Raw genomic sequence first — 18,746 nt, forward strand, 5'->3', positions numbered from 1 at the left:
TCCCCTTTAAAGCAGCATCTTATCATTTATTATTTAAGCAGATATGTCTTTTATATGCAAAAAAGAAGAAGCTGTAGGGAAATCTACAGCTTCAGTAACGTATTATCCATTTACAATGGTTCCACCGTTTATATGGATAACTTGTCCAGATATATAGGATGAATCGTTGCTTGCTAAAAATACATAAGCAGGTCCAAGCTCAGAAGGCTGGCCAGCACGCTGCATCGGCGTATCTGCACCAAATGAAGCTACTTGTTGTTCATCAAAGGTTGAAGGGATAAGAGGTGTCCAAATAGGTCCAGGAGCAACACCATTTACTCGAATACCTTTCGCAGCTAATGATGCTGACAACGAGCGCGTAAATGATACAATGGCTCCTTTTGTTGATGAATAATCAATAAGCTGATCGTGACCATGGTAAGCAGTCACAGATGTTGTATTGATAATAGAACTTCCTTTTTTTAAGTGAGGCATCGCTGCTTTTGTAAAATAAAAAAATGAGAAAATATTTGTTTGAAATGTTCGCTGCAGCTGCTCAGCACTAATCTGTGTAATATCTTTTTGAGGGTGCTGCTCAGCAGCGTTATTTACTAAGATATCAAGCTGTCCAAATTTCTCAACGGTTTCATGAACTACTTTTTCACAAAACAGCTCTTCACCAATGTCTCCAGAAAGAGCTAAGCATGATACACCATATTCTTCAATGGTCTTCTTCGTTTCATCTGCGTCGTCATGCTCATCTAAATACGTAATAACAATATTGGCGCCTTCCTTTGCGAAATGATACGCAACTGAACGTCCAATACCGCTGTCACCGCCTGTAATAATGGCTACTTTTCCAGAAAGTTTTCCACTAGCTTTGTATTCCGGCTCAATCGCAGTTGGTTTTGGGTTCATTTCTGATTCAATGCCAGGTTGTTTTTGCTGATGTTGTGGGGGAAAGGTTTGTTTTTGCTGTTGTTGACTCATTTGCTTATACACTCCTTTAAAAGTAATTGATGATATAGAATGTAAATAGTATGCGTGGTGCTAGAATAAGTATGCGTAAAGGAAAAAAAGACCAATAGCATAGCTACTGGTCTTTACCCTTAACAATAATGAATAAACTTAGCGGTAATTAATAAACTGCACGTCAATTGATAAATCCGCTTCTTTAATCGCTGCGATTACTTGCTGTAGGTCATCCCGGCTTTTAGCGCTTACGCGAAGCTGATCATCTTGAATTTGGCTCTTTACTTTTAAACCGCTTTTTTTGATTAAATTATTAATTTTTTTAGCATTTTCTTTATCGATACCTTGAATCAGTTTACCGCGCTGGCGGACCGTACCGCCTGAAGCGTTCTCAACTTTTCCATATTCAATATTCTTTGTTGGTACACCGCGCTTAATTAATTTTGAAACCATAACATCTTTTAGCTGCTCTAGCTTAAACTCATCGTCGGAAATTAATACAAGCTCTTCTTTATCGACAGAAATGTCGCTTTTACTTCCTTTAAAATCATAGCGGTTTCGAATTTCTTTTAAAGCCATTGTAATTCCGTTTGTTACTTCTTGTAAGTCAACCTGTGATACTACGTCAAATGAGCTATCTTTTGCCATAGAATCCTCCTTGTTTTTTTCTTTAATTATAAATAAAACGAAAAGGGGATACAACTGATATTGAACAAGCATCTTGAAATTGATACAATACAATTTTGAACGTTTGTTTTCATAATGTAGAATCAATGATGATAATACAATTTGATCATAAAAGAAATAAAGGAACTTCACATAAAGGATGGATAAAAAATGAGTAGAGTAGAACCAGGCCAAAGAGCATATTTGACTGTAAGTCGTGAAACGCCGATGGGATATATGCTTGACAGTGAAGATGGAGAAATCCTTCTTCATAAAAATGAAACAACGCAAGAGCTAGCAGAGCAAGAAGAAGTAGAAGTGTTTGTATATTTAGATAACCAAAGTCGATTAACTGCTACTATGCATATGCCAGTTGTCGAAGAGGGAACGTATGCGTGGGTCGAAGTAGTTGACGTAAATGATGACTTAGGTGTATTTGTGGATATTGGTATGAGTAAAGATATGCTGATCGGTTCAACGGATCTTCCAGCTTTAGAAAGTCTGTGGCCTGATGTAGGAAACAAGCTTTACTGTACGATGAAAATATCAAAGCATGGAAAAATTTACGGGAAAGTGGCAACAGATGATGTTATGAAAGCAATGGCTAAGCCGGCTCCAAGTCACCTGTTTAATCGTGAAGTCACGGGTCGTATCTATCGCGTGCTACGAGTAGGATCTTTCATTATGACAGAAGAAGGCTACGTTGGATTTATTCATGAATCAGAACGTAAGGAAGAACCGAAGATTGGTGCGCTTGTAACGGGACGCGTTGTGAATGTAAAAGAAGACGGTACACTGAATGTTTCGTTACTACCTCGTAAGCAAGAAAGTATGGATGAAGATGCGCAGGTTCTATACGATTACATGGAAAGCCGCGGAGGCGTTATGCCATTTTGGGATAAAAGTTACCCAGAAGATATTCGCACGCGTTTCAATATGAGTAAAGCAGCGTTTAAGCGCGCATTAGGAAAGCTGATGAAAGAAGACAAGGTTTATCAAGAAGAAGGATGGACATACTTCAAAAAAGATAAATAAAGGCATCACAAAACCGCTTGGAAGCTTCCAAGCGGTTTTGTGATGCCTTTATAGATGATCCGTTTTTTTAGAAAATGAATGTTTTCCTGCTTGTCTATTTCTTTGTTCATGTAGATTCTTTTGTTCTTGCTTTGCTTGATTATCTTTTGCCTTTTTATCGTTATCACTTGTATGAGGCATTCTAACACACACTCCTTTTTAGAACATATCGTTAGATTACCCTTAACTACAAGCATTATTCGATAATTTCGTTTAAAAAGAAAAGAGCAATCGTCCCAGGTCCAGCGTGAGAACCAACGGCAGCTCCAATCATGTTAATTAAAAACGACTTGCAGCCGAATCGCTCTTCAATCAGTGCTTTTAACTGCATAGCTGTTTCTTCATCATCACCGTGGCTAATTGCAATGGTTTGATCAGCTAGATTTTTTGCACCGCGTTCGTCCATGATATCAATCATACGCTTTAACACTTTCTTGCGCCCTCTTAATTTTTCAATTGGAACGAGTTTACCATCTTCAACATGTAATAAAGGCTTGATATTTAGCAATCCTCCAACAAATGCAGAAGCTTTGCTTACGCGTCCGCCTTGTGCAAGAAAATCAAGGTCGTCTACCGTAAAGATATGCTCCATGCTAGACGCATATTGTCTTGTTTTAGATACAAGTTCTTTAAAGTTGAGACCAGCTGCCAGCTGTTGAACAGCATAGTGTACAACAAGACCTTGCCCAAGAGACGCACATTTTGTATCAATAATTTCTAACTCGAAGTTAGGGTATGTTTCCAATAGTTCGTTTTTGACCATCACAGCTGTTTGGTAGGTTCCTGAGAGTTCAGAAGAAAATGCAATATAAATACATTGCTCACCTGATTTAGCCAACTCTTCAAATGTTTCATATACAGTAGCTGGAGCAGCTTGAGATGTTTTCGGCATTGCTCCTTCTCGAATGGCTTCGTATACTTCTGCAGGATTAATTGTTTCTAAATCTAAATATTCCGTGTCGCGTAAATGAACGCGAAGAGGAAGCAATGAAACGTTATTTTCTTCGAAAAAAGAACAAGGTAAGTCACTAGCACTATCTGTTAAAATTTTTATTGACATAAATGTCACCTTCCTACTACATTTATCTAAGCGTTTATTTTTTTACGGTTTGATGAAAAGAAAATAAATACAATAATAATACTAGTGTATAAGTACTGAGGAAAAAATACAATTTATGAATAATTTTTTTATGAAATAAAAATGTTCATACTATAAAAAAAGAATGAGCAAATACTACATGTATACATAAGTTTGGAGGTTTGAAACGATTGAACAAGTGGCTGGAAGTCAAAAAAATTATTGTTGTTACAGTTGGTGCTTTATTAAACGCAGTTGCTTTAAACTTATTTCTAATTCCAGCGAATGTTTATTCCAGTGGATTTACAGGAGTCGCCCAATTAATTTCAAGCGTTGTAACTGACTATACGCCGTTTACAATTTCCACAGGTATTTTGCTGCTTTTATTAAACATTCCCGTAACAATTTTAGGATGGAAAAAGGTAGGTAAGACGTTTACGATTTATAGCTTTTATAGCGTTTTAGCTACAACGGTGTTTTTAGAGTTTGTACCGATTGAAGCTTTATCTCAAGACATCATTTTAAACGCGGTATTTGGAGGAGTCATTTTAGCTGTAGGAGTAGGAATTACGCTGAAGTTTGGTGCTTCAACAGGAGGATTAGACATCATTGCTATGGTGTTGTCCCGTATGAAAGATAAGCCAATCGGTGGCTATTTATTTACGTTAAATGCTGTCATTATTGCAGCTGCAGGTCTGTTATATGGGGCTGAAAAATCGTTATATACGCTCGTTGCCTTATATACAACGACTCGAGTCATCGATGTTATTCATACGCGCCACGTGAAAGTGACAGCGATGATTGTAACCAAAAAAGGCGAAGAGCTTAGAAAAGCCATTCATTCCAAGTTGGTACGAGGTATCACCGCTGTTCCTGCAAAAGGTGGTTTTACAAATGAAGAAAAAGAAATGCTAATGATTGTTTTGACAAGATATGAGCTTTTTGATTTAGAAAAAACTATTAAAGACGTCGATCCTCATGCGTTTACGAATATTGTACAAACGACAGGCATATTCGGGTTATTTCGCAAAGAAGAATAAAAAGCAAAAGCACGCTACAATACATAGCGTGCTTTTGCTTTTATTAATTCTTTTTCTCTAAATCTTCAGCAAGCTCATGCAGCTGTGCTTGTTCAGATGGAGAGGCATTGTTTTCAATATGAGATAACATATCTTCCGCAATTTCCATCTGACCTGCTGGCGTGTGTGATGAAGCAGCCTGCTTTGTATTATATGTTTGATTTAAAGAATTTTCGAAATGCTGAATTTGCTCCTGTTCTTGAGGTGAAGCATCCGACATCACGGCTTTTAACATTTCGCCTGAAATATCAAGTTCGCCGTTGTGGCTTTTATGATTTTCATGATTTGAATGACTCTCGCCTTTATGATGCTCAGAGCGATTTGAAACAACATTTTGGATTGTCTCTTTTACTTGTTGAAAAAATGACTGTTTCATACGTTATTGCCCTCCATGAGGAGCTTGACTTTGCTGGGCTTGAAACGCTTCAGCCTCCGCCATTGTCATATGATAAGGAATACGTTCATCATGCTTTTGTACTGCATCTGCACCTTGTTTGACAAAACGCTTTGATCGATTGCTTCTACCCATCATATCTTCCTCCTCTAAAATAAAGAAAATCGACACTTAACTAAGCGTCGATTATAGTGTGTGCAGCTTTGATGAAAAGATAGCGTAAAAAAATTACCTGTGCTTTCAAAAATAGTTAAGTTATAAATTTAAGGTCTTTTCCAAATAATAAGCAATACCATTGTCTTCATTTGAAAGTGTTACTTCACGAGCGGTATCTTTTAGCTCTTGGATACCATTGCCCATTGCAATTCCATGCCCAGCAAATTTAATCATTTCAAGATCATTGTCTTCATCGCCAAAGGCAATAATGTTTTCTTGAGCAATGCCATAATAATTTGCGACTCGTTCAAGCCCGACAGCTTTATTTAACCCTTTTTTGACAACTTCAATAACGTGCCAAGGAGCGCCCCATCGTCGATGCTCAATCACTTCAGCATGCACATCAGATAGATGAGATCTAATGTCAGGTACGTGCTCTTCATCGGCATGAATAAGCAGAGAAGTTGGATTATGATGAAGTCGTTGACGCAAATCACCTGTTTCCAAGCGTGGGTTTCCTAAGCTTAAAACATCCATCAGCTTTCGGTCTTCAAAGTGAAGATACACATCATCTTTTACTTCGGCTAAAATGTTGTTAATGCGGAAGGTGCTCATTGCTTCAACGATATCGTCAACAGTTTGTTTATGAAGCGGCTCGTGGTATACCCCCCAATTTTTTTCAAGAGGATGGTGAACCAAGGCTCCGTTAAAGTTAACGATAGGAGTCGTTAGTTCCATTTCCGCATAATACATCGCGCTTGAGCGATAAGGTCTTCCGGTAGCAATCATAACGATATGTCCGAGTTCTTTCGCTCGTTCCAGCGTCCGTTTTGTTTGAGGTAGAATGGTTTTATTATCAGCTAATAGCGTGCCGTCTAAATCTAAAGCAATTAAATGTTTTTTTGTATTCATACAGTCTCCTTTACACATCTTAATAAGTAATCGAACTTAATTAGTTGGATTTATATATATTAAAAAAGAGCGTAATTCATTCGCTTATTTTCTATCTTACATAAGTTTGTGGAAAGAACAAAGCACAACGTTTGACAGATAGAAATGAGATTGTTACGGTAAAACAATCAAAAAAGAATCTCATATATGAAAGGAGATTGCGACATGGATGAACAATTAAAAGAAAAGATCATGGAATCACTGGAAGAGGTAGTTGACCCTGAACTAGGCGTTGATATTGTAAACTTAGGCCTTGTTTACGACGTAATTATGGAGGAAAACCAAACAGTTGTTGTGACGATGACGTTAACATCAATTGGTTGCCCGTTAGCAGGAGCAATTACAGAAGACGTAAAGAAAAATGTAATCGAGGTAGACGGCGTTGAAAATGTCGAAGTGAATATTACCTTTAACCCTCCATGGGAAAAGGAGAGAATGTCACGATATGCGAAAATCGCATTAGGCATTCAGTGAAGAAAAAGTACTTCAGCTTAAAAGTTGGAGTACTTTTTTTGAATGTTATGTAATAAAAATTAATCTGTATGTATATTTAAAACAAAATAATAAACTTCAAAAAAGATAGACTTTTTTTAAATATTCGTTTGATTTTATTTTTATACAGTATTATAATGAGAAATAATTCAAACAGTTACGTAGAAAAAGGAGTAGTATTATGACACAGGTTAACGTCGGTATTGTTGGAGCAACAGGTTACGGTGGCGTCGAACTAATTCGGTTGTTAGACGGTCATCCACATTTTAATATTCATTCGGTTTATTCATCTTCACAGAATGATTTGCCAATATCTGAAGTTTATCCACACTTATCCCATTTTGCATATAAATTAAAAGAAATTAATCCTAAAGAAATGGCAAAAGAAGTTGAACTGGTTTTCACAGCAACTCCTTCAGGGGTATCGAGTAAACTAGTTCCCACACTAATTAACGAAGGATTAAAAGTAGTTGATCTCTCAGGAGATTTTCGATTAAAAGATGAAGAGTTATATGAGCAATGGTATAAAAAGCCTTCTGCTAGTTTGGAAGATTTAGAGAAGGCCATTTATGGCTTATCAGAATGGTTTGCAGATGAGGTATCATCCGCTGACTTTATTTCAAACCCAGGATGTTACCCAACGGCAACGTTATTAGGGCTAGCACCGCTTGCTCAAGAAAAGATAGTGGTTTCTAATTCTATTATTATTGATGCAAAGTCCGGTATTTCAGGAGCGGGTCGTGGGCTGTCCCAACTCGCACATTATGCTGAAATTAATGAAAATATGAAAATCTATAAAGTTAATAAGCATCAACATATTCCAGAAATTGAATCCGTATTATCACGATGGGATTCTGAAATTGGTAACGTAATGTTTAATACGCATCTCGTTCCAATGACGCGAGGAATCATGACTACGATGTACGCACAATTAAAAGAAGAAAAGTCGATAGAAGAACTTCATGCGCTGTATGTGCAGGCGTATGAAGCAAAGCCTTTTGTTCGAGTGAGGAAGCTGGGAGAATTTCCATCAACAAAAGAAGTGAGCGGATCAAACTATTGTGATATAGGCCTTGATTACGATGAGCGTACAAAAAGGGTCACAATTGTCTCAGTCATTGATAATTTGATGAAGGGTGCAGCAGGGCAAGCCGTACATAATGCAAATATCATGCTGGGCTTTGAAGAGAATTTAGGTATTAATGGATTACCTGTTTATCCATGATGAGCAGCGTAGGAGGGAATAATGTGATTACAGTAAAAAAGAGTTTGCTAGATATTAAAAAGATAGAGAATGGTACAGTTGTTAGTCCAAAAGGATTTTCCGCTGCGGGAGTTCACGCAGGACTTCGATATGAGAAAAAAGATATTGGGGTTATTATGAGTGAAGTGCCTGCTAATTGTGCGGCAGTTTATACGCTGAATACGTTTCAAGCAGCACCTTTATATGTGACAAAAGATAGCATCAGTCAAGAACAAAAATTACAAGCCGTTGTTGTGAACAGCGCTTGTGCGAATGCTTGTACAGGTGAGCAAGGTTTAGAAGACGCATATGAAATGCGTGCTACAAGCGCTGAGCAGTTTCACGTACCGGCTCATTATGTAGCCGTCGCTTCTACAGGAGTAATTGGCGAACTATTAAACATGAAGAAGATTAATGCAGGAATTAAGCAACTCCAACCAGTAAACACGCAGAAAGGAGCAGAAGCTTTTCAAACAGCGATTTTAACAACTGACACGGTGATGAAAACTGCTTGCTATGAAGTGGTCGTAGATGGAAAAACCGTTACGATTGGTGGAGCAGCAAAAGGGTCAGGTATGATTCATCCTAACATGGCAACGATGCTTGGATTTGTAACGACAGATGCCAATATCGAATCAGCTGTTTTACAAGATGCACTTCGCTCTATTACGAATAAAAGTTTTAACCAAATTACGGTTGATGGAGATACATCAACAAACGATATGGTGTTAGTACTTGCAAATGGCAAGGCTGAAAACGAAACGCTAACGGTCAATCACTCTGATTGGAAAGCATTTTATGAGGCACTTCGACTTGTGTGTGAGGATCTTGCCAAGCAAATTGCTCGCGATGGAGAAGGCGCAACAAAGCTTATTGAAGTAAATGTTGAAGGCGCTGCTACCAACGAAGAAGCCAATATAATTGCTAAACAAATTGTTGGTTCAAGTCTTGTCAAAACAGCGGTGTACGGAGCGGATGCAAACTGGGGAAGAATTATTTGCGCAGTTGGCTACAGTGGAGTCAAAATTAATCCAAATGATATAACGGTGGCGTTAGGTGACATCGTGATGCTGAAAAATAGTCAGCCTCAAGCGTTTGATGAAGAAGCGGCTAAAAACTATTTACAGCAGGAACATGTAGCTGTGAATGTATCTCTTAATGAAGGAACAGCCAAAGGGAAAGCATGGGGGTGTGACTTAACCTACGATTACGTGAAAATTAATGCAAGTTACCGAACGTAAGGAGAGAAGACGATGTCAGGTGTAAAAACAATTGTTATAAAATGTGGAGGAAGCATCATTAATCAGCTAACCAATTCATTTTTTCGGGATTTAAAAAAGCTGATTGACAGTGGACATAATATTGTATTGGTACATGGTGGCGGTCCAGATATTGCGAATATGCTAGCAAAGCTTAATATTGAAGCAGAGTTTGTCGATGGCTTGCGCCGAACATCTAAAGAAGCCTTAGAAGTAGTGACAATGGTGCTCTCAGGAAAAGTAAACAAACAGCTGGTGCGCGATATTCAAATTCAAGGCCTCCAAGCAGTTGGTTTATCAGGGTGTGATGCACAGCTCTTAGAAGCCGAAGCTATCGACTTTGAAAAGTTAGGTTATGTCGGCGAAGTGGTTTCTGTTAATGAGCAGCTTTTAAAGCAGCTAATAGATCAAAGTTATATTCCAGTTATTTCATCTATTGGTGTAAATATCCAAGGTGAGATGTTTAACATCAATGCTGATGTAGCAGCAGGTTCGATCGCTAAGGCACTCGGAGCAGAAAAGCTCATGTTTGTAACGGATGTGCAAGGTGTTTTAAAAGACCAGCAGCTGTTACCAGAATTGACGGTAGAAGAAGTGAACCACCTAATCGAAGAGAAAACCATTTATGGTGGTATGATTCCGAAGGTCATGTCAGCAGTCAAAGCGCTGTCTCCAACGCTACACGAAGTCAATATTATCAGCGGTATTAACGGCTTTTTAGATCAAAGTGGAAACTTAGTCGGAACTGCAATTAAACATACTATTAAAGGTGGAGAGGATAAAGATGAGCTCGTTATTTCCAACTTATCAACGTCTTGATATACATGTAAAAGAAGCAAACGGAACACATTTAACGGATGAAAAGAATCAAACATATTTAGATTTTATTTCAGGCATTGCCGTATGTAACGTGGGACATCGTCATCCGGAAGTTCAAAAAGCAGTAGAAGAACAGTTAAATAAAGTATGGCACGTGTCTAATTTATTTCATCAATCCATTCAAGAAGAAGTAGCTAGCTTGCTTGTTGCTAATTCAAGCGGAGACGCAGTGTTCTTTTGTAACAGCGGAGCAGAAGCTAACGAAGCAGCTATTAAACTAGCGAGAAAGCATACCAAAAAGCATAAAATTATTACGTTTACGAAATCATTCCATGGTCGTACGTTTGCAACAATGACGGCAACTGGGCAAGCAAAAATTCATGAAGGATTTGGACCGCTTGTTAATGAGTTTGTTTATCTTCCATATAATGACGTAGAAAGCTTAGAGGCGGAAATGGATGATACGGTAGCTGCAATCATGACAGAAGTTGTTCAAGGTGAAGGCGGGGTAGTGCCAGGAACAGAAAGCTTTTTAACAACTATTCAAAAGCTATGTCAGGAATACGGTGCGCTGTTTATTGTCGATGAAGTACAAACAGGAATCGGTCGAACAGGTAAACCATTTGCTTATCAGCATTTTAATTTATCTCCTGATATTATTACAGCTGCAAAAGGGTTAGGAAGCGGAATGCCTGTTGGTGCGATGATTGGGAAAGCCTTTTTAACGGAGTCATTTGGACCAGGAAGCCATGGTACGACATTTGGAGGGAATCCAATTGCCTTAGCATCGGCTAAAGCAACGCTACAAATTATTTTTAATAAGCAATTCTTAGAAGAAGTCAATGTCAAGTCAGTCACTTTCAACAATCGGTTAGCAGAAATGCTAGAAAGCTATTCGGTTGTTAAAGAAGTTCGTGGAAAAGGTTTTATGATTGGTATTGAATGCGGTGAATATCAAGCACAGTTAATCACTGAGATGCGTGAAAAAGGGCTCTTAGTGTTAGGTGCAGGTCCTCACGTGATACGTTTACTACCGCCATTAACAGTAAGTAATGAAGAATTGGCAGAAGCACTAAATATTATGAAGCAAGTATTTCAAGAGCTTAAGGTAACGATATAACCGGTATTTTTTTGGAATTTATGTATAAAAATTCTTTAAAATAAATAATTATTCGAAGAGGGATGCAAAATGAATGGATATTTACATTTAGCAAACGGAGATTCATTTGAAGGTAGTATTGAACATACTGCCTCTCACCAAGCAAGCGGAGAAATTGTCTTTTTTACAGGAATGACAGGCTATCAAGAAGTTGTGACGGATCCTTCTTATAAAGACCAGATTATTGTTTTCACCTATCCATTGATTGGAAATTACGGAATTAATGAAAAAGACTTTGAAAGTAAAAAACCTCACGTAGCAGGCGTTGTCGTATACGAATGTTCCGATGAAGGATTCCATTATGAAGCGATGTATAGCTTTAAGCAATATTTGAAAAAGTGGAATATTCCTCTTATCACACATGTGGATACGAGAGCGGTCGTTAAACGAATTCGAAAAGAGGGTACAATGCAAGCAGCCTTTTCCGCTTCTGCTCAAGGTAACGTAGTAACGCACTCTGAACCATACGTAGTTAAGCAAGTATCAACGAAAGAAGTTGTATCACACGCTGGAGATAAACAACATATTGTACTAATGGATTTTGGCTGTAAGAAGTCTATTTTACAAGAATTGTTAAACCGTGGTTGCAAAGTGACGGTGGTTCCTTATTCGACTTCACTAGACGAAATTAAAGACTTAAAGCCAGATGGAATTGTTCTATCAAACGGACCGGGAGACCCGATGCAAGTGGCGAATCAATTATCAGAAATCAAAGCAATTATCAGTAAGTATCCAACGCTTGGAATTTGCTTTGGTCACCAGTTAATTGGCCTAGCGTTCGGTGCAAAAACCAAAAAATTAATGTTCGGTCATCGTGGAGCAAATCAGCCTGTTATTGATTTATTCACGAACAAAGTATGTATGACGTCACAAAACCATAGCTATGTGGTAGATGAAATGACAATCGAACAAACGCCTCTTAAAGTACGATTTAAAAATGTAAATGATCAGTCAGTTGAAGGTCTTGTACATGAGCAACTTCCGGTGTTATCAGTACAGTATCACCCAGAAGCGCATCCGGGACCAAGTGATAGCACATATATCTTTGATGAATTTATGAAGCAAGTACAGCAAGTTGGGAGCGAAAAAGTATATGCCTAAAGATAAAACAATACAAACCATTTTAGTTATTGGCTCTGGTCCAATTGTCATTGGGCAAGCAGCGGAATTTGATTACTCGGGCACACAAGCGTGTCTTTCACTGAAAGAAGAAGGCTATGAAGTCATTTTAATTAACAACAACCCGGCTACCATTATGACGGATACGCATATAGCTGATCGTATTTATTTTGAACCACTCACAGTGGATTCTGTTGAAAAGGTTATTGCAAAAGAAAAACCAGATGGACTTTTAGCAACCCTAGGAGGACAAACGGGACTGAACTTAGCGTTAGAGCTACATGAACATCAAATTTTAGAAAAATACGGTGTGAAACTGCTAGGTACACCAATTGAATCTATTAAGCAAGGAGAAAGCCGTGAAGAGTTTCGTGCTCTGATGCAAGAACTAAATGAACCGGTTCCTGAAAGTGAAGTTGTAACAGAAGTTGAGCAAGCGTTAACGTTTGCGAAAGAAATCGGCTTTCCAGTTATTGTTCGACCAGCCTATACTCTGGGTGGAACTGGTGGAGGGATTGCACATTCACTAGAAGAACTTGAAAAGCTTGCTACGTCAGGTCTTCGAGAAAGTGCTATTCACCAATGTTTAGTTGAAAAAAGCATCGCAGGATTTAAAGAAGTAGAGTATGAAGTCATGCGTGATGCCAACGGAACATGCATTACAATTTGTAACATGGAAAATATTGATCCAGTTGGTGTACATACAGGGGATTCTGTTGTAGTCGCACCTTCACAAACATTAACAGACGTTGAGTATCAGATGCTGCGTTCATCATCGATTAAAATTATCTCAGCGCTTGGTATTATTGGTGGTTGTAATATTCAATTTGCGCTTGACCCTACTAGCAAGCAATATTATCTGATTGAGGTAAATCCGCGCGTCAGTCGTTCATCAGCTTTAGCATCAAAAGCGACGGGATATCCAATTGCAAAGATTGCAGCGAAACTATCCGTTGGATATAACCTTCATGAGTTATTAAACCCTGTTACGGGCGATACGTATGCTAGCTTTGAACCAGCGTTAGACTATGTGGTTGTTAAGTTTCCTAGATGGCCATTTGATAAATTCTTCTATGCAGAAAGAACGCTCGGAACGCAGATGAAAGCAACAGGTGAAGTAATGGCGATTGATCGTACCTTTACAAGAAGCTTCCAAAAAGCATTATCGTCTCTTGAAATTGATTTAAATGGACTAGAAGTAGAAGAACTACAGGCTTTATCTTTAGAAGCTCTATTTGATAAGCTAGCAGATCAAAGTGACGAGCGAATCTTTATCATTTTAGAATTGCTACGTCGAAGTGTGACAACAACAGAGATTCATGAAAAAACGAAAATTGATTATTTCTATTTAAATCATTTCAGTAACTTAATTAAACAAGAGCAAGAATTAAAGAACGTTAATTTGGATTCAATTGAAAAAGAAGCACTAAAGAATGCAAAAGAACAAGGCTTTACTGATGCATATTTAGCATCGATCTGGAATGTTTCAGAGCTGCAAGTACGCTCGAAGCGTAAAAATATGAAGATTTATCCAAGCTACAAAATGGTTGATACGTGCGCAGCAGAATTTGAATCATCTACTGCATATTTCTATTCTAGCTACTATGGGGAAAATGAAATCGAAACGTCTTCAAACAAAAAAGTGGCAATTATCGGGTCTGGACCGATTCGAATTGGGCAAGGTGTAGAATTTGACTACAGCTCTGTACACGGTGTGTGGGCGCTTGAAAAGGCCGGTTATGAAACAATTTTAATTAACAACAATCCAGAAACGGTTAGCACAGACTTTGAAGTAGCAGATCGCCTCTATTTTGAACCAGTTACGGTTGAAGATGTCTTAAACGTTTTAGAAGCAGAAAGCGTAAATGACGTTATCGTTCAGTATGGCGGGCAAACGGCTATTTCATTAGTTAAAGGACTTGAAGAAGCAGGAGTGAACTTGCTTGGTATTACTAACAGCATGATTGATGCACTGGAAGACCGCGAACAATTTTATCAGCTGTTAGACGATTGTCATATTCCTCATATTCCTGGTGAGATGGCAGACAACGAGCAACAGCTTGTGAAAAAGGCAAAAGAAATGGGCTTTCCATTATTAATTCGTCCTTCTTACGTTATTGGAGGAAAAGGAATGCTTACGCTTCAAAGTGAACAGGAGCTCATGGATTGTTTATCATCCATTAAACCATCACATTTCCCAATGCTTCTCGATGCTTACTATCCAGGGCAAGAAGCTGAAGTGGATGTCGTTTGCGATGGAAAAGACGTTTTAATTCCAACAATCGTTGAGCATGTTGAAAAAGCAGGTGTTCACTCTGGTGATAGCTATGCGCTTCTACCAGCTCAAAGTGTAACGAACGCTCATAAACAACAAATGGTTTTATATGCTCAAAAAATTGTTCAAAAGCTTAACTATAAAGGAACTATGAATATTCAATATGTAATCTATAACGACGAAGTATATGTTTTAGAGGTAAACCCTCGTGCAAGTCGTACAGTCCCTGTTGTAAGTAAAGTATGCGATGTTCCGCTTATTTCGCTATCAACGCAAGTATTGCTCGGGAAATCTTTGTCGGAAATGAGCGAACAAACAGGTTTATTGCCAGACCCATCATACGTAACAGTTAAGTTTCCTGTCTTTTCGACAAGTAAGTTATCAGGAGTAGACCCGCTTGTTGGGCCGGAAATGAAATCAACGGGAGAAGGAATTGCGATTGCTTCTACAATTGAAGAAGCATCTAAAAAAGCATTTCATCAATACGTAACATCTAAAAAAGAAGCTGTTGAAGTCTATATTGATGCAGCAGAAGTATCAGAAGAGTTAAAAACAGCGATTACCCATGCTGGCTTGAAACTGGCAGATACGAAAGATTTACAAGCTTGGACAAAAGGTAAAGAAGCATTACTATTTGTAAGTTTTGATTCTGCAAAGAAAGATAATCGTATGCTTGCATTAAAGCACGGTCTGCTAGTACTAACAGAACTAGAAACGTTTGAACTGTTCTTACAGTCATATCATGTAAGTGAGTATAGCGTATCGTCATTACAAGAATGGTTTCAACATAACGAAAAGGAAGTGACAATCTCATGAGTACCGTATCAGCATCTGCAAACTTAAAAGGTAAAGATTTGCTCACGTTAAAAGATTTAACACCAGAAGATATTATGTTTTTACTAGAAAGCGCCATTACCTTAAAAGAAAAGCATAAAAATGGAGAAATCGTTAAAACGCTTGAAGGAAAAACGTTGGGAATGATTTTTGAAAAGTCATCTACACGAACGCGCGTATCGTTTGAAGCAGGCATGCTTCAGCTGGGTGGAAATGCGTTGTTTTTAAGCAGTCAAGACCTTCAAATTGGCCGCGGTGAAACAATTGGCGATACGGCTCAAGTGCTGTCGCAGTTTATCGATGCGATTATGATCCGTACGTTTGAACATTCTAAAATAGAAGAGCTGGCAGAATACGCTTCTATCCCAGTAATTAATGGCTTGACGGATGATTATCATCCGTGTCAAGCACTAGCGGATTTGCTTACAATTTATGAGCATAAACAAACGTTCAGCGGTTTAAAGGTAGCTTACGTAGGTGACGGAAATAATGTAGCTCATTCACTAATGATTGCATGTGCAAAAATGGGAATTGATTGTTCAATTGGTTGTCCCTCTGGCTATGAACCAAAGGCATTTGTAACGGAATATGCAAAAAAAGTTGCCAGCGAAACTGGAGCAACCATTACGATTACAGAAAATCCTGTTAAAGCTGTTCAAAATGCTGATGCTATTTATGCAGATGTATGGACGAGTATGGGGCAGGAAGAAGAAGCGAAAAAGCGTTTAGAAGTATTTGCTTCGTATCAAGTGAACGATGAGCTTGTTCAGCATGCTAAGTCAGATTATCTGTTTTTACATTGCTTACCTGCACATCGTGAAGAAGAAGTAACAGCAAGCATTATTGACGGGCCGAACTCCGTTGTATTCCAGCAAGCCGGAAATCGCATGCACGTACAAAAAGCATTGCTGCAAGCAATATTAGCGTAATGATGGCATAAAGAGACTGGGACATAAGTATTTCAGCCAATGAAATATCCGAGCTATTGAAAGTTAAATACTTTTGGTAGCTCGGATAGTTTTTGTTGGTTTGAAAAACCACTAAAAACTAGTGGAATGGAGCTTAAGACACTCGACTCTCGCGGAAAGCGAATGTCTTAAGCGCAGTGGAACGAACTTGTTTTTACAACCTAACTCGTTTAGAAACGTTATGGTTCGTCTTAGAGATGGAATCATTTCGTTATGTCACAGCCTGTTGTATATATGTTCCTTTCGTATCATGTTTAATTTGGACATTCCCGGGGAACACGATAAACATATTAAGCAGAACGAAAGGTGAGGACATAATGAAAGTTTTAGTAGTAGGAGCAAATGGAACAACAGGTAAGCAAGTAGTTGAATTATTAGCTAGCTCTAGTCAACACCAACCATATGCAATGGTTCGTGAAGAAGAACAAAAACAAGCATTCGAACAACAAAATGTAGATGTGGTATTAGCTGATTTAGAAAAAGACGTATCAGAAGCAGTTAAAGGAATGGATGCTGTTATCTTTACCGCAGGATCTGGTGGTCATACGGGAGATGATAAGACAATTGCCGTGGATCAAAATGGAGCGAAGAATGTTATTGATGCAGCAAAGAAAGCAGGAGTGAAGCGCTTTGTTATGTTAAGTTCAATGGGGACGGATGCGCCTGAGCAAGGTCCAGATGGGCTTCAACTCTATCTTCGTGCCAAAGCAATTGCGGATGAGTATTTAAAACAATCAAACCTAGCGTATACAATTGTTCGTCCAGGAAGTTTATCAGATGATAAAGCCACTGGAGAAATTGATGTGAACACAGACATTGCTGACAAATCAGCAACAATTCCTCGAGCAGACGTTGCCAAAGTACTTGTAGCAAGCTTAGATGAAGAAACAACAGTTGGCAAAACGTTTGAAATATTAAGCGGTAAAACAGAAATTGAACAAGCAATTCAATTTGCTCATTAAAAAAATGCGGATGGAAAAAACCATCCGCATTTTTTGTTTAAAGGAAAATAACCACTAATGCACCGACAATGAAGCAGTAAATGGCAAAGTATTTTAAGTTTCCTCGCGCCATAATGCCCATAAACCACTTTAATGAGAAGTAAGAAGCGATTAATGAAGCAAAGAAAGCTACTGTATAGGGTAGTAATAGCTCAGAAAAGTTTGGATCATTTAAGATGTCGCTAATTCCTAATACTGTTACACCTAAGCTCACGGGAATGTAAAGTAAAAATGAGAAACGAAGAGCCGTTTCTTGCTTTGTTCCGCGTAGCATAGCAGCAACAATTGTTGCCCCTGAGCGACTAATTCCAGGGATAAGCGCTACGGCCTGTGCTAATCCAATAATGATAGCGTCTTTTACAGAAAGCGCTGCGTCATTTTTTCGCCCGCGAAGGTTACGAATAATCCAAAGGGCAATACCCGTAGCAATTAAAGCAAAACCAAGCACTTTTAATGATTTTAGATTGGCTTCAATTACATCGCCAAACAGTACACCGATAACGCCTGCTGGAATTGTTCCGATAATTAAATAGATAATAAATTGAAAATCTGATTTCGAATTTGGATCTTTTGTTTTTAAGAACTTAAGGCCATTTACAATAAGTCGAATAATATCTTCACGATAAATAATGAGTACCGCAATGAGAGAAGCTGTATTGACTAAAATTTCAAAACTGAGGCCTTCAATATTTAAACCAAATAAATGTTGAGCTAGTACAATATGTCCGCTAGACGAGACAGGAATTGGCTCTGTAATCCCTTGGAAAAGGCCTAAAAATAAATATTTCAAAAGCAAATAAAATTGTTCCATGCATAAATCCTTTCTACATTTTCAATAGTTAATTTAGATACTTGTTAAAGGTACATATCCCAGTATAAAAAAACTTTGCGCCACTGTGAAGTGAAAAGGGGAATTCCTTTAAATGTAAACGCTTTTTCTAATGTTTTCCTAGTTCATATCCTGATTATGAAATGAAAAACAGGGGGCATAGTATAAGAGAAGAGCTGGATTTTATTAATGAAGGAGGAAGGGAAATGGGACAAAATCGTCATTTTACAGCAGGTCAAAAAGCGCCAAATAACGGTGTTTATATAGAAATTGGTGAAACTGGAAGCAACGTGAATCATCCGCAAAAAGTGAAGTTAAAAGCAGGAGATCGCTTTCCAGAAACGTCTAATGATGATCGTCATTGGACATATATTAGAAAGCCATAATACGCAAGTAAAG

General features: G+C 38.3%; 20 protein-coding genes. 12 read left to right on the forward strand and 8 right to left on the reverse strand.

Going from position 1 to position 18,746, the window contains the following annotated elements:
* Positions 1-102: 102 nt before the first annotated feature.
* Entirely contained in the window at positions 103-969 is an 867-nt protein-coding gene (locus tag LZP85_RS02190) for an SDR family oxidoreductase (RefSeq protein WP_119543676.1), read from the reverse strand.
* A 138-nt stretch (positions 970-1,107) separates the two neighbouring features.
* Complete coding sequence (locus LZP85_RS02195) at positions 1,108-1,599, reverse strand: YajQ family cyclic di-GMP-binding protein (protein ID WP_025911874.1); 492 nt, start codon at positions 1,597-1,599, stop codon at positions 1,108-1,110.
* Between the two features lie 189 nt (positions 1,600-1,788).
* Between LZP85_RS02195 and LZP85_RS02200 the strand changes: the two genes are divergently transcribed.
* Positions 1,789-2,652 (forward strand): CvfB family protein, encoded by an 864-nt coding sequence (locus LZP85_RS02200; protein ID WP_119543677.1) that lies wholly within the window; start codon positions 1,789-1,791, stop codon positions 2,650-2,652.
* A 48-nt stretch (positions 2,653-2,700) separates the two neighbouring features.
* On the opposite strand, the gene LZP85_RS02205 is transcribed toward LZP85_RS02200, so the two are convergent.
* Entirely contained in the window at positions 2,701-2,832 is a 132-nt protein-coding gene (locus tag LZP85_RS02205; protein ID WP_076513403.1) for a DUF3941 domain-containing protein, read from the reverse strand.
* Positions 2,833-2,887: 55 nt separating this feature from the next.
* Positions 2,888-3,751, reverse strand: a complete 864-nt coding sequence (locus LZP85_RS02210) for a DegV family protein (protein WP_078990206.1) — start codon at positions 3,749-3,751, stop codon at positions 2,888-2,890.
* Between the two features lie 209 nt (positions 3,752-3,960).
* On the opposite strand from LZP85_RS02210, the gene LZP85_RS02215 reads away from it, so the two are divergent.
* Positions 3,961-4,809, forward strand: coding sequence for a YitT family protein (locus LZP85_RS02215; protein WP_061785606.1), 849 nt, complete (start codon positions 3,961-3,963; stop codon positions 4,807-4,809).
* A gap of 43 nt (positions 4,810-4,852) precedes the next feature.
* On the opposite strand, the gene LZP85_RS02220 is transcribed toward LZP85_RS02215, so the two are convergent.
* The 3 genes from LZP85_RS02220 to LZP85_RS02230 form a co-directional block, all read right to left on the reverse strand.
* Entirely contained in the window at positions 4,853-5,224 is a 372-nt protein-coding gene (locus LZP85_RS02220; protein WP_078990204.1) for a hypothetical protein, read from the reverse strand.
* Positions 5,225-5,227: 3 nt separating this feature from the next.
* Positions 5,228-5,380 (reverse strand): hypothetical protein, encoded by a 153-nt coding sequence (locus LZP85_RS02225; protein ID WP_182840861.1) that lies wholly within the window; start codon positions 5,378-5,380, stop codon positions 5,228-5,230.
* Between the two features lie 117 nt (positions 5,381-5,497).
* Positions 5,498-6,310, reverse strand: coding sequence for a Cof-type HAD-IIB family hydrolase (locus LZP85_RS02230; protein ID WP_206833305.1), 813 nt, complete (start codon positions 6,308-6,310; stop codon positions 5,498-5,500).
* 204 nt (positions 6,311-6,514) lie between these two features.
* Here LZP85_RS02230 and LZP85_RS02235 point away from each other — a divergent pair, with 204 nt between their 5' ends.
* From LZP85_RS02235 to LZP85_RS02275, 9 genes are all read left to right on the forward strand, one after another.
* Positions 6,515-6,823: a metal-sulfur cluster assembly factor gene (locus tag LZP85_RS02235; protein WP_025908185.1), complete on the forward strand. Its 309-nt coding sequence runs from the start codon at positions 6,515-6,517 to the stop codon at positions 6,821-6,823.
* Between the two features lie 199 nt (positions 6,824-7,022).
* A complete protein-coding gene (argC, locus tag LZP85_RS02240; protein ID WP_061785608.1) occupies positions 7,023-8,066 on the forward strand; it encodes an N-acetyl-gamma-glutamyl-phosphate reductase in 1,044 nt (347 codons plus the stop codon).
* 26 nt (positions 8,067-8,092) lie between these two features.
* Positions 8,093-9,325 carry a bifunctional ornithine acetyltransferase/N-acetylglutamate synthase gene (argJ, locus tag LZP85_RS02245; RefSeq protein WP_373688705.1) on the forward strand — a complete coding sequence of 411 codons (1,233 nt, stop codon included), beginning with the start codon at positions 8,093-8,095 and terminating at the stop codon, positions 9,323-9,325.
* A gap of 12 nt (positions 9,326-9,337) precedes the next feature.
* The gene (argB, locus tag LZP85_RS02250; protein WP_119543195.1) at positions 9,338-10,162 is read left to right on the forward strand and encodes an acetylglutamate kinase; all 825 of its coding nucleotides are present in this window, start codon (positions 9,338-9,340) and stop codon (positions 10,160-10,162) included.
* Positions 10,128-11,282 carry an acetylornithine transaminase gene (locus tag LZP85_RS02255; protein WP_078990202.1) on the forward strand — a complete coding sequence of 385 codons (1,155 nt, stop codon included), beginning with the start codon at positions 10,128-10,130 and terminating at the stop codon, positions 11,280-11,282. Before argB ends, LZP85_RS02255 begins: the two co-directional genes overlap by 35 nt.
* Positions 11,283-11,351: 69 nt before the next feature.
* Positions 11,352-12,422: a carbamoyl phosphate synthase small subunit gene (locus LZP85_RS02260; protein ID WP_061785610.1), complete on the forward strand. Its 1,071-nt coding sequence runs from the start codon at positions 11,352-11,354 to the stop codon at positions 12,420-12,422.
* Positions 12,415-15,531, forward strand: a complete 3,117-nt coding sequence (locus LZP85_RS02265) for a carbamoyl-phosphate synthase (glutamine-hydrolyzing) large subunit (protein ID WP_206782322.1) — start codon at positions 12,415-12,417, stop codon at positions 15,529-15,531. The genes LZP85_RS02260 and LZP85_RS02265 overlap by 8 nt, the downstream gene beginning before the upstream one ends.
* Positions 15,528-16,478 (forward strand): ornithine carbamoyltransferase, encoded by a 951-nt coding sequence (argF, locus tag LZP85_RS02270; RefSeq protein ID WP_206782321.1) that lies wholly within the window; start codon positions 15,528-15,530, stop codon positions 16,476-16,478. The genes LZP85_RS02265 and argF overlap by 4 nt, the downstream gene beginning before the upstream one ends.
* Before the next feature lie 356 nt (positions 16,479-16,834).
* Entirely contained in the window at positions 16,835-17,479 is a 645-nt protein-coding gene (locus LZP85_RS02275; RefSeq protein ID WP_076513392.1) for an SDR family oxidoreductase, read from the forward strand.
* Positions 17,480-17,516: 37 nt separating this feature from the next.
* Here the strand turns inward: LZP85_RS02275 and LZP85_RS02280 are convergent, their stop codons facing one another.
* Positions 17,517-18,329: an undecaprenyl-diphosphate phosphatase gene (locus tag LZP85_RS02280; RefSeq protein WP_119543192.1), complete on the reverse strand. Its 813-nt coding sequence runs from the start codon at positions 18,327-18,329 to the stop codon at positions 17,517-17,519.
* A gap of 224 nt (positions 18,330-18,553) precedes the next feature.
* On the opposite strand from LZP85_RS02280, the gene LZP85_RS02285 reads away from it, so the two are divergent.
* Positions 18,554-18,733 (forward strand): YjzC family protein, encoded by a 180-nt coding sequence (locus LZP85_RS02285; protein ID WP_119543191.1) that lies wholly within the window; start codon positions 18,554-18,556, stop codon positions 18,731-18,733.
* The last annotated feature ends 13 nt before the right edge of the window (positions 18,734-18,746 follow it).

The organism is Priestia flexa, from assembly GCF_021441905.1.
GTDB classification, from domain to species: Bacteria; Bacillota; Bacilli; order Bacillales; family Bacillaceae_H; genus Priestia; species Priestia flexa.

Coding starts and splice junctions, on each gene's coding strand:
- LZP85_RS02190 (WP_119543676.1), bottom strand. CDS start 969: ATGAGTCAACAACAGCAAAAACAAACCTTTCCCCCACAACATCAGCAA.
- LZP85_RS02195 (WP_025911874.1), bottom strand. CDS start 1,599: ATGGCAAAAGATAGCTCATTTGACGTAGTATCACAGGTTGACTTACAA.
- LZP85_RS02200 (WP_119543677.1), top strand. CDS start 1,789: ATGAGTAGAGTAGAACCAGGCCAAAGAGCATATTTGACTGTAAGTCGT.
- LZP85_RS02205 (WP_076513403.1), bottom strand. CDS start 2,832: ATGCCTCATACAAGTGATAACGATAAAAAGGCAAAAGATAATCAAGCA.
- LZP85_RS02210 (WP_078990206.1), bottom strand. CDS start 3,751: ATGTCAATAAAAATTTTAACAGATAGTGCTAGTGACTTACCTTGTTCT.
- LZP85_RS02220 (WP_078990204.1), bottom strand. CDS start 5,224: ATGAAACAGTCATTTTTTCAACAAGTAAAAGAGACAATCCAAAATGTT.
- LZP85_RS02225 (WP_182840861.1), bottom strand. CDS start 5,380: ATGATGGGTAGAAGCAATCGATCAAAGCGTTTTGTCAAACAAGGTGCA.
- LZP85_RS02230 (WP_206833305.1), bottom strand. CDS start 6,310: ATGAATACAAAAAAACATTTAATTGCTTTAGATTTAGACGGCACGCTA.
- LZP85_RS02235 (WP_025908185.1), top strand. CDS start 6,515: ATGGATGAACAATTAAAAGAAAAGATCATGGAATCACTGGAAGAGGTA.
- argC (WP_061785608.1), top strand. CDS start 7,023: ATGACACAGGTTAACGTCGGTATTGTTGGAGCAACAGGTTACGGTGGC.
- argB (WP_119543195.1), top strand. CDS start 9,338: ATGTCAGGTGTAAAAACAATTGTTATAAAATGTGGAGGAAGCATCATT.
- LZP85_RS02255 (WP_078990202.1), top strand. CDS start 10,128: ATGAGCTCGTTATTTCCAACTTATCAACGTCTTGATATACATGTAAAA.
- LZP85_RS02260 (WP_061785610.1), top strand. CDS start 11,352: ATGAATGGATATTTACATTTAGCAAACGGAGATTCATTTGAAGGTAGT.
- LZP85_RS02265 (WP_206782322.1), top strand. CDS start 12,415: ATGCCTAAAGATAAAACAATACAAACCATTTTAGTTATTGGCTCTGGT.
- argF (WP_206782321.1), top strand. CDS start 15,528: ATGAGTACCGTATCAGCATCTGCAAACTTAAAAGGTAAAGATTTGCTC.
- LZP85_RS02275 (WP_076513392.1), top strand. CDS start 16,835: ATGAAAGTTTTAGTAGTAGGAGCAAATGGAACAACAGGTAAGCAAGTA.
- LZP85_RS02280 (WP_119543192.1), bottom strand. CDS start 18,329: ATGGAACAATTTTATTTGCTTTTGAAATATTTATTTTTAGGCCTTTTC.
- LZP85_RS02285 (WP_119543191.1), top strand. CDS start 18,554: ATGGGACAAAATCGTCATTTTACAGCAGGTCAAAAAGCGCCAAATAAC.